The sequence below is a fragment of the Bradyrhizobium sp. PRIMUS42 genome, from assembly GCF_023006515.1.
Classification (GTDB): domain Bacteria; phylum Pseudomonadota; class Alphaproteobacteria; order Rhizobiales; family Xanthobacteraceae; genus Bradyrhizobium.
In genome coordinates this window covers 1-9,268 of record NZ_JALBGZ010000197.1, presented here as the reverse complement: position 1 = coordinate 9,268, position 9,268 = coordinate 1, and the positions used below count along the sequence as shown (strand labels likewise).

Sequence of the window (9,268 nt, the reverse complement as noted above, 5' to 3'; positions counted from 1 at the left end):
CGGCCTCGACGGCGAGGCGCCCGGCGACTTCGCTCATCGGCGCGAGCAGCGGGAGGTGACCATTCGCGTCCGTGACGGTTTCATAGGCGATCGCGGTGCAGCCGGAGGCAACCAGGCCCTTGGCCTGCTCCGGATCCGGCGCAAGATGAAGATAGGTAAATAGAATCTGGCTTTCTCGGAGCTGGGCCCATTCGCTCTTCTGTGGCTCCTTCACCTTCACAATCATGTCGGACTTGGCAAAGATGTCGCGGGCGCTCTCGGCAATGGTGGCCCCTGCCCGCCGATACACCTCATCGGACGCGCCGATGCCGCCGCCGGCGCCGGTCTCGACCATCACCTGGTGCCCGGCTGCAACATATTCACGGACGGCGCCCGGGGTGAGCCCGACGCGATATTCCTGTACCTTGATCTCCTTGGGCACACCGACACGCATCTTCCGGGCTCCTTTGCCGACGCCTTGATTCTGTTCCTCATCGTAACGACGGGGCCGGTTTGGTTTCGTGCAAATATCCGCTAGTTTCGGCAGACCCGCGCCGGTTTCCGGCGCTGAAGCTCCCCTTCACGCTGGAAACGAAACCTTGCCCCTCGACCGGAAAGACCTCGCAATCCTCGCGGAACTCACGACCAATGCGCGTGCCAGCCACACCGAGCTTGCCAACAAGGTCGGGCTATCAAGCACGGCGCTGGCACGGCGGCAGAAGGCGCTCGAGGACGAGGGCTACATCCAGGCCTACCGCGCCGCGCTCGACCTCGCCCAGTTCGGCCTCACCACAACCGTGCTGGTTCGCATCGCACTGGAGAGCCAGAGCGACGAGGCGCTGAAGGCGTTCGAGGCGGAGGTCGTGAAATGCCCTTCCGTCGTGCGTTGCTTCCTAATGTCGGGGACAGACGACTACATTCTCATCGTGCTTGCCCGCGACATCCAGGATTTCGAGCGTATCCACCGCACCGAGCTGTCCCGACTGCCGCGCGTCGCGCGCGTGCAATCGAGCTTCGCGCTACGCGAAATCGTCAACCGCGCAGTACCCACGGTGGTGTTCGGCGAGGCAAAGCGCTAGCGGCTCTCCCCTTCCGCAAACGCGACCGAGCCCATCCCTGGCCGCTGTCATCGAATTGTCATCGAATGTGCCGAGAGCTGTGTCTCTCCGCACATTCGGGACCCGACATGGACTATTTCAAGCGCTTCAACTTCCTGTTCGCCGCACCTGTGTTCGACGCCGACGATCTCGAGGGCGTCCGCTTCAACCAGATCATCGAGGAGATCCAGCGCTCCGGCTTCGAGGTGGTCCGGGCCCGCAAGCTCGAAGACGCCGAGATGGCGGTGCAGACCGATGCCGCGATCGGCTGCATGGTGGTGGACTGGGGCAAGAAGGGCCTGGAGGGCAAGACCTCGGCGCTGATCAACCTGATGCGGCGCCGCGGCCTCGACTTTCCGATCATCCTGCTGATCCGGCGCAAGCGCTTCGAGGATTTGCCGGTCGAGGTGCTCGACTTCATCGACGGCTATGTCTTCCTGTCCGAGGAGACGCCGACCTTCATCGCCAAGAACCTGATCAGCCGGCTCAAGCAATATGCCGAGACGCTCAAGACACCGTTCTTCGGCGCGCTGGTCGACTATGCCGAGGAAGGCAACCAGCTCTGGACCTGCCCCGGTCACAATGGCGGCGTGTTCTACAACCGCAGCCCGATCGGACGCGTGTTCGTCGAGCATCTCGGCGAATCCGTGTTCCGCGACGACCTCGATAATTCCGTGCTCGACCTCGGCGACCTCCTCACCCATGAAGGTCCCGCGCTGAGGGCGCAGAAGGAAGCCGCCCAGATCTTCGGCGCGGAAAAGACCTATTTCGTGCTCAACGGCACCTCGACCTCGAACAAGGTCGCGCTCGGCGCGCTCGTCACCGACGGCGATCTCGTGCTGTTCGACCGCAACAACCACAAGGCCGCCCATCACGGCGCGCTGATGATCAACGGCGGCGTCCCGGTCTACGTCCCGACCATCCGCAACGCCTGGGGCCTGATCGGCCCGATGCGCTGGGACATGCTCGACGAGAAGGCCTTGCGCGAGGCGATCCGTAACCATCCGCTGGTTGGGGATCGCGACGCCTGGCGCAAGGAGCGGCCGTTCCGCGTGGCTGTCGTCGAGCAATGCACCTATGATGGCACGATTCACAGCGCCGAGATGATCCTGAAACGCATCGGCCATCTCTGCGAATACATCCTGTTCGACGAGGCCTGGGCCGGCTTCATGAAGTTCCACCCGCTCTATGCCGGCCGCTTTGCCATGGGCCTGTCCAATCTTCCCCCCGAGGCGCCCGGCATCATCGCGACGCAGTCGACCCACAAGCAGCTCGCCAGCTTCTCGCAGGCCTCGCAGATTCACATCAAGGACCGCCACATCCGCGGCCAGAAGCGGCGCGTCGAGCATCGCCGCTTCAACGAGAGCTTCATGCAGCACGCTTCCACCTCGCCGTTCTATCCCCTGTTCGCCTCCCTCGACGTCGGCGCGCAGATGATGAAGGGCCGCTCCGGCGAGGTGCTGTGGGACGACACGATCCGGCTCGGCATCGAGTTGCGCAAGAAGATCCGCGCGATGCGCCGCGAATTCGAGGAGAAGGAGCAGAATCCGGACCGGCGCTGGTTCTTCGAGCCGTTCGTTCCCGATCGCGTCGCGATTCCCGACGTCAGCCGCCCCGGCGCTGCGCACAACGTTGCCTGGGAGACGCTCTCCACCGACGAGCTCGCCACCAATCCCACGCTGTGGCAGCTCTCCCCGGACAGCAACTGGCATGGCTTCCCCGGCCTCACCGAGGGCTTTGCCATGACCGACCCGAACAAGCTGACGCTGCTGACCCCCGGCTTCGACCGCACCACCGGGGCCTATGTCGAGCACGGCATCCCCGCGCCGGTCGTCGCGCAGTACCTGCGCGAAAACCGCATCGTCCCCGAGAAGAACGACCTCAACTCCCTGCTCTTCCTGCTCACCCCCGGAGTCGAGGCGAGCAAGGCCGGAACGCTGATCTCCGGCCTCGTCGCATTCAAGCGCCTGCACGACGACAATGCGCTGCTGGCGGACGTCATCCCGGAGTTCTACCAACGTCGGCAAGCGCGCTATGCCGGCGTGCGCCTGCGCGACCTCTGCAGCGAGATGCACCGCTTCTTCCGTGCCGCCGACGTCAGCGCGCTCCAGGCGCGGCAGTTCATGCCCGAGCATATGCCTGAGATCGCGATGTCGCCGCGCGATGCCGCGCGCTACCTGTTCAAGAACGACGTCGACTATCTGCCGATCGAGGCCATTGGGGGCCGCATCGCCACCACGCCCTTCGTGGTCTATCCGCCCGGCATCGCCACCATCGTTCCGGGCGAGCGGCTGAACGAACGGGCCAAGCCCATGGTGGATTATCTCAAGATGTTCGAGACCTGCTTCAACACCTTTCCGGGCTTCGACGTCGAGATCCAGGGCATCTACAAGGAGGTCGATGCTCAGGGGAGGATCGGGCTGTACACTTACGTCGTTGCCGAGTAGGTGCGAATGAACGAAACGGCAATGGCACGTGCGGACGACGAGGCGGTCCTGGTCCGCACCTCACGTGAGAGCGACGTCGAGGCGATGCTGGCGATCTACCGCCACCACGTCCGCAACGGCGTACCCCGCGAAGTCGAGGGAACCGGCGCGCCCGAGCCGGACGATTTGCGCGACCGGCGCAAGAACCTGAAGCAGACCCGCCTGCCGCACCTGGTCGCGACCTTTCGCGGCGAGGTGGTTGGCTATGCCTACGCCGTGCAGTTCCGCAAGCGGCCGGCCTATCGCTACACCGCCAAGCATTCGATCTACGTTCACCACGAGCAACTCGGCCGCGGGGTCGGACGACTGCTGCTGCAGGAATTGATCGATGCTTGTGCGGCGGCCGGCTTCCGCCAGATGATCGGCTATATCGACGCCGACAACGCGCCCTCGCTGGCGCTGCACGAAAAGTTCGGCTTCGCGCGCGCCGGTCTGCTCTGCGGCGTCGCCTATCGCCACGGCCGCTGGTCCGACACCGTCATGGTGCAGCGATCGCTCGGCGCCGGGACGACGGCGCCGCCACCCGTCACAGCGCCGGGCCGCTAGAACTCAGGACGGAAAGTCAGCCGGTCTGACCTGGATACGGTCGGCATGCAGCGACCAATGATGCAACGCCTGGTCCTCGCAGAACTTTGCCTTCGCCCGCTCCGTGGCCTCGTCCTCGTCCGCGGCGTCGATCTCGAGCGTGCCCTGACAGACCTCGCACTGCCGGCCGTATTCGCCGAGCACGTTCTTCATGAACCTGACGACATAAGTAGACATGGCGCCTCCTGCTGCCCCGCAGCACTCTAGTCCCATTTAGGCTGATCGGGGAAAGGAGATTTTGACGCGGATCAAGTCCGGGCAGTCCCGACCGAAGATTCGTTGCGGAACCCGCCGCGCGGGTTTATGGGCAAGTGCCGGCCGTCCATGAGGATCTTGCCTTGCGCTTTGTCTCCGATGCCGAAGTCACCAGAGTACTGACGTTTCCGATCCTCATTGCGGCCCTGGAAGAGGCGCACCGCCGGTCGAAGATGGAGGTTCTGGACGCCTTCCTTGGCGACGAGAAAGGGCAATACGTCATCCGCAGCGCGGTCGATCCCGGCCGCTACATGGCGAGCAAGATGTTCACCAGCTTCCCCACCAATCTGGCGGGAGGCCAGATGCCGGCGGTGCAGGCTGTGTGCGTGCTGTTCGACGGCACTAACGGGCGGCCGCTGGCGGCGATGGATGGGACCGAGATCACGCACTGGCGCACGGCTGCCGATTCCGCACTCGGCACGAAACTGCTCGGCCCGCCCAGCCCTCTAACGCTGCTTTGCGTCGGTGCCGGTGAGATGTCCGAATGGCTGATCCGGGGGCATCGGACGGCGAGGCCGTCGATCGAGCGCGTCGTGATCTGGAATCGAAGCCCGGAGCGGGCCGCCGACCTCGCCAGGCGGTTGGTGGAAGACGGCGTGAAAGCGGAAACGACCATGGATCTCGACGCCGCGACGCGCGAGGCTGACGTGATCACCACCTGCACGAGATCGCATCAGCCGCTCATCAAGGGACGCAATTTGCGGCCAGGCACGCATCTGGATCTCGTTGGCGGCTACACGCCGCAAACCCGTGAAGCCGACGACGACGCGGCTCGAATCTCGCGTGTGTTCGTAGACCGCAGGGAATCCGCCTTCCATGGCGTCGGCGACATCCTGCAACCGATCGCGAACGGCGCGATCAGCGAGACGGAGGTGCTCGGCGATCTCTACGATCTCGCCAGTGGCCGTGTGCAAGGACGCGCCTCACCGTCCGACATAACCTTCTTCAAGAATGCGGGCGGCGGCCATCTCGACCTCATGACCTGCGAGGCAGTGTTCCAGCAACTCGGTGCGAAGTTGGGATAGACGACCTGTCCGGAGCAGGAGGCCGGCGAAGCAAGGCCGACGTCAGCGTTCAAGCCTTGATGTCGAGGAGCGACTCTGTCGTTTCCGCGTAGGCCTGAATGACCTTCGCATTGGCAATGAAGCTGTACTTTGCGGCCGCCAGTTGAACGAATTCGCTGGCGATGTCGACATTCGGCGCTGCGACCAGGCCATCCTGGTTTGCGAAGGCGGCGGTAGGGTCGGATTGTGCGGTATAGCTCGGCGAGACCGTCGACACCGTCGCAATAGTGCCGCCCGGCGTCGAGCCGCTCGACTGGTCGACGCGCAATGGCACGTAGGCCGCGGGAAACGTCGGAGCAATGCCCGAACTGCCCGTAACGGCCGATGTGCTCGACCCGTCTGAGGCTGGCAGCGGGCCGGTGGTGCGAACATTGGCGATGTTGCTCGCGGCCACGTTCACGCGCAAGCTCGCCGCAGAAAGTCCGGATGTCGCAATCGAGAATATGCTCATGGACTTTCAACTACAGGACAAGTGATACGCGTTCACTTACCCGATTGATAAGAAGCGCCGCTTTGCCTTTCCGTCGTGATAACCAAAGAGGCCAACCGGACCCCGCGGGCCCTACCCCGGCATCACCCCGAACACCTGCTTGAACCGCTCCGCATAAACCGGCCAGACCTCGGGATTGATGATACGCGGGGGACGCTTGCCGTCGAGCGTGTCCAGCACCTGCTCGGCCGCAATGCGGCCCATGTTCTGGCGCGCCTCGATGGTCACGCCTGCGGTGTGCGGGCTCGCCAGCACGTTGTCGAACTGGAGCAGTGGATGCTCCGGTGGCGGCGGCTCCTTGGACCAGACGTCGAGGCCGGCACCGGCGATGCGCTTGTCGCGCAGGGCCTGAAGCAGCGCATCCTCGTCGTGGATGAAGCCGCGTGCCGTGGTGATGAAGTAGGCATGCGGCTGCATCAGCGCGAATTCGCGCACGCTGATCATGTTGCGGCTGCCCTTGTTGAGCGGACAAGAGATCGAGACGAAATCGGCGCGGCGCAACAGCTCGTCCAGCTCCACCTTCTCCCCGCCCCGCTCGGCCATCACCTCGGCGGTGAGATACGGGTCATAGGCCAGCACCTTCATGCCAAGCAGGCCCTTGCACAGCGCGGCGATGCGGCGGCCGACATTGCCGAGGCCGATGATGCCGACGGTCTTTTGCTCGACCTCGTTGCCGACGAGATCGTTGCGGTTGACGTCGCGGTCGCGGCGCAGGCGGCGATCCGACTGGATGATGCGCTTGGACAGCGTCAGCATCATCGCCAGCGCGTGCTCGGCAACCGAATGGGCGTTGCCGCCGGACTGGTTGACAACCACGACGCCGGCTGCCGTGCAGGCCTCGACGTCGACGGGGTCGAAGCCGGCGCCGTTGCTGGAAACGAGCAGCAGGTTCGGTGCGCGCTTCAGGAAGGCGGCATCGACATGGAAATGCGGGGCGAGCTCGTCGCGGGCGGCGCCGACCTGGTAGACATGGGCAGCGCCAAGGAGCGGCGCGTAGAAATCTTCGGGGCTCCCGTTCTCGATGCGATCGAGCTGGACGTCGGGCCGCGCCTTGAGGATGTCGATATAGATCGGATTGGCCAGATAATTGGAGTAGACGACACGCTTGCTGTTGACCGACATCAGGACCCTTCCGGCTCTCCAGGAATCAGCAAGGCCAGCGCGGCGCGCGCCCCCTCCGTGCTTCCTCCCATTTCTTCGTCGCACACATATGACATGGCGGCGCCGGCCACGGCAGGTCTTCTGGCGCAGATCACGGTGCCGACCGCGACATGTTGACAATCCCGCCCGCTGCGTCAAGTTCGGCCGATTGCCGCGACGGTCAAAACCAAGAAGCATGCGCGGACCAAGGGAGAACGCAATGGCGATTGCGGAGCAGCAGACTTCGCCCCAGGCGACGCAGGGGGCCGGCGAAATCAGCTGGCACGGCATCGTCCTGCAAACCCTGAAACGGAACGAGATCAGCCTCATCCCTTACGTGCCCGATCGCGTGCTGACCCCGCTGATCCAGAACCTGCACGCCGACCCCTTCTTCACCACCTTCGCCACCGCCCGCGAAGAGGAGGCGGTCGGCATCGTTTCGGGCGCCTGGATGGGCGGTCGGCGCGGCGCGGTGCTGATGCAGACCTCCGGCTTTGCCACGCTCGCCAACGTCCTGGCTTCGCTCGCGGTCCCCTATCAGATCCCGCTGATCATGTTCGTCTCCGAGCGCGGCACGCTCGGCGAGTTCAACTACGGGCAGTCGCTGGTCTGCCGCACGATGCGGCCGGTGCTCGACTCGCTGGCGCTCGAGCACCACACCATCACCCGGCTCGACGAGCTCGAGTTCATCGCCGACCGCTCGATCAAGCAGGCCGTCACGACGCAGACGCCCGTGGCGCTGATCCTCAACCCGCTGCTCACGGGCGGCAAGACCTTCGACAAGTGAGGTCGGCCAAATGAATACTGCCATGAACACTGGCAATACCAAGGTGATGAACCGCTTCGATGTCACCTCGCGCCTGATCGCCAGGCTCAAGCACGAGGAAGCCGTGATCGGCGGCATCGGCAACACCAATTTCGACCTCTGGGCCGCCGGCCACCGCCCGCAGAATTTCTACATGCTGGGCAGCATGGGGCTCGCCTTTCCGATCGCGCTCGGCGTCGCGCTGGCGCAGCCCGACCGCCGCGTCTTCGCACTCGAAGGCGATGGCTCGCTGTTGATGCAGCTCGGCGCGCTCTCGACGATTGCGAGCCTGAAGCCGAAGAACCTCATCATGGTCGTGATGGACAATGGCATCTACCAGATTACCGGCGCACAGCCGACACCTGCGGCAAGCGTCGCCGACATCGTTGCCATTGCCGTCGGCTCCGGCCTTTCCAACAGCGCCTGGGCGGCGGACGAGGAGGATTTCGAACGTCTGGTCGAAGCGGCGATGTCGGCCACCGAACCGAGCCTGATCGCGGTCCGCATCGACGACAAGCCCGGTGTCGGCACCACAAGGCGTGATCCCGTGCAGATCCGGGAGCGCTTCATGCACGGGCTGGGCGTGCGCGAGCCACTTTAACATTTTGTCATTAACTACACGTCGATCTGATGGGGGACTGTACCGGCCCACCGCAAATCTGTGCTAAGCGAGCCGGATGTCCATTTTGGTTCGTTCCATTGCCTGGCTGCTCGCGGCCGCCGTTACTTTCGCAACCCTCGGTCCCTCCGGACTGCGCCCCCATTCCGACCTGGGCCAGGACGGCGAACATGCGCTTGCATTCATCCTGGTGGGACTGGCCTTCGGCCTCGCCTATCCGCGCCGGCGCCTGCCGAGCGCAGCGGCCGCGGTCGCCCTGATCGGCGTGCTCGAGCTGATGCAGTTTTGGGCACCCGGACGCCACGCCCGGCTGGAGGATTTTCTGGTCGACGCGCTCACCGCCTGCATCGGCTTTGCGCTCGCGGCCGCAGCCGATTGGCTCCTCACGCGCCTTCGCACGAGTTCCACCGTGGCAAGCGAAGGCCCCGCGGAGTGACGCTCCGCAGGGCCCATATTCTCAACGCGTAAGGTCAGCCGCCGATCAGTCGATGATCTTGACGACGCGGCGGGTGCGCGGCTCGACGATCACACGGCGGTCGTTCACGACCGCATAGCGATACTCGGTGTAGTTCGGCACCGGGCGCAGCACCACGGTCGGAGGCAGCGGCTCGCCGACCACGACACGCTCCTCCACGACAACCGAGTCACTTCGCGGGATTCCGCCGAGAATCGCATTCGGAATTTCGAGACCCGCGCCGACGGCCGCACCGACGGTGCCGCCGACCATCGCGCCGACCGGACCACCGAT

At 64.6% G+C, this 9,268-nt stretch carries 11 protein-coding genes and 1 pseudogene; 7 read left to right on the top strand and 5 right to left on the bottom strand.

Annotated elements, in window-relative coordinates:
- Positions 1-433, bottom strand: a pseudogene (locus tag MOV75_RS16785) (alanine dehydrogenase); the annotation flags it as partial.
- A 145-nt stretch (positions 434-578) separates the two neighbouring features.
- Between MOV75_RS16785 and MOV75_RS16780 the strand changes: the two are divergent.
- The 3 genes from MOV75_RS16780 to MOV75_RS16770 all read left to right on the top strand — a co-directional run bounded on the left by MOV75_RS16780 (position 579) and on the right by MOV75_RS16770 (position 4,108).
- Positions 579-1,058, top strand: a complete 480-nt coding sequence (locus MOV75_RS16780; RefSeq protein ID WP_246922355.1) for an Lrp/AsnC family transcriptional regulator — start codon at positions 579-581, stop codon at positions 1,056-1,058.
- Positions 1,059-1,165: 107 nt separating this feature from the next.
- The gene (locus MOV75_RS16775; protein ID WP_246922352.1) at positions 1,166-3,523 is read left to right on the top strand and encodes an Orn/Lys/Arg decarboxylase N-terminal domain-containing protein; all 2,358 of its coding nucleotides are present in this window, start codon (positions 1,166-1,168) and stop codon (positions 3,521-3,523) included.
- 6 nt (positions 3,524-3,529) lie between these two features.
- Positions 3,530-4,108: a GNAT family N-acetyltransferase gene (locus tag MOV75_RS16770; RefSeq protein WP_246922349.1), complete on the top strand. Its 579-nt coding sequence runs from the start codon at positions 3,530-3,532 to the stop codon at positions 4,106-4,108.
- A 3-nt stretch (positions 4,109-4,111) separates the two neighbouring features.
- On the opposite strand, the gene MOV75_RS16765 is transcribed toward MOV75_RS16770, so the two are convergent.
- Entirely contained in the window at positions 4,112-4,324 is a 213-nt protein-coding gene (locus MOV75_RS16765; RefSeq protein WP_246922346.1) for a hypothetical protein, read from the bottom strand.
- A 161-nt stretch (positions 4,325-4,485) separates the two neighbouring features.
- Here MOV75_RS16765 and MOV75_RS16760 point away from each other — a divergent pair, with 161 nt between their 5' ends.
- Entirely contained in the window at positions 4,486-5,427 is a 942-nt protein-coding gene (locus tag MOV75_RS16760; RefSeq protein ID WP_246922343.1) for an ornithine cyclodeaminase family protein, read from the top strand.
- 49 nt (positions 5,428-5,476) lie between these two features.
- Here the strand turns inward: MOV75_RS16760 and MOV75_RS16755 are convergent, their stop codons facing one another.
- Together MOV75_RS16755 and MOV75_RS16750 are read right to left on the bottom strand one after the other, a co-directional pair.
- Positions 5,477-5,917, bottom strand: a complete 441-nt coding sequence (locus tag MOV75_RS16755; protein ID WP_246922341.1) for a flagellar basal body rod protein FlgC — start codon at positions 5,915-5,917, stop codon at positions 5,477-5,479.
- A 111-nt stretch (positions 5,918-6,028) separates the two neighbouring features.
- Positions 6,029-7,078 (bottom strand): hydroxyacid dehydrogenase, encoded by a 1,050-nt coding sequence (locus tag MOV75_RS16750; RefSeq protein ID WP_246922337.1) that lies wholly within the window; start codon positions 7,076-7,078, stop codon positions 6,029-6,031.
- A 238-nt stretch (positions 7,079-7,316) separates the two neighbouring features.
- Between MOV75_RS16750 and MOV75_RS16745 the strand changes: the two genes are divergently transcribed.
- From MOV75_RS16745 to MOV75_RS16735, 3 genes are all read left to right on the top strand, one after another.
- Positions 7,317-7,883, top strand: coding sequence for a thiamine pyrophosphate-binding protein (locus MOV75_RS16745; protein WP_246922334.1), 567 nt, complete (start codon positions 7,317-7,319; stop codon positions 7,881-7,883).
- A gap of 10 nt (positions 7,884-7,893) precedes the next feature.
- Entirely contained in the window at positions 7,894-8,502 is a 609-nt protein-coding gene (locus MOV75_RS16740) for a thiamine pyrophosphate-dependent enzyme (RefSeq protein WP_246922333.1), read from the top strand.
- A gap of 76 nt (positions 8,503-8,578) precedes the next feature.
- On the top strand, positions 8,579-8,956 hold the full coding sequence (locus MOV75_RS16735) for a VanZ family protein (RefSeq protein ID WP_246922331.1): 378 nt from the start codon (positions 8,579-8,581) through the stop codon (positions 8,954-8,956).
- Positions 8,957-9,001: 45 nt separating this feature from the next.
- Here the strand turns inward: MOV75_RS16735 and MOV75_RS16730 are convergent.
- The coding region (locus MOV75_RS16730) for a DUF1236 domain-containing protein (RefSeq protein ID WP_247006221.1) at positions 9,002-9,268 on the bottom strand (267 nt) is incomplete at its 5' end.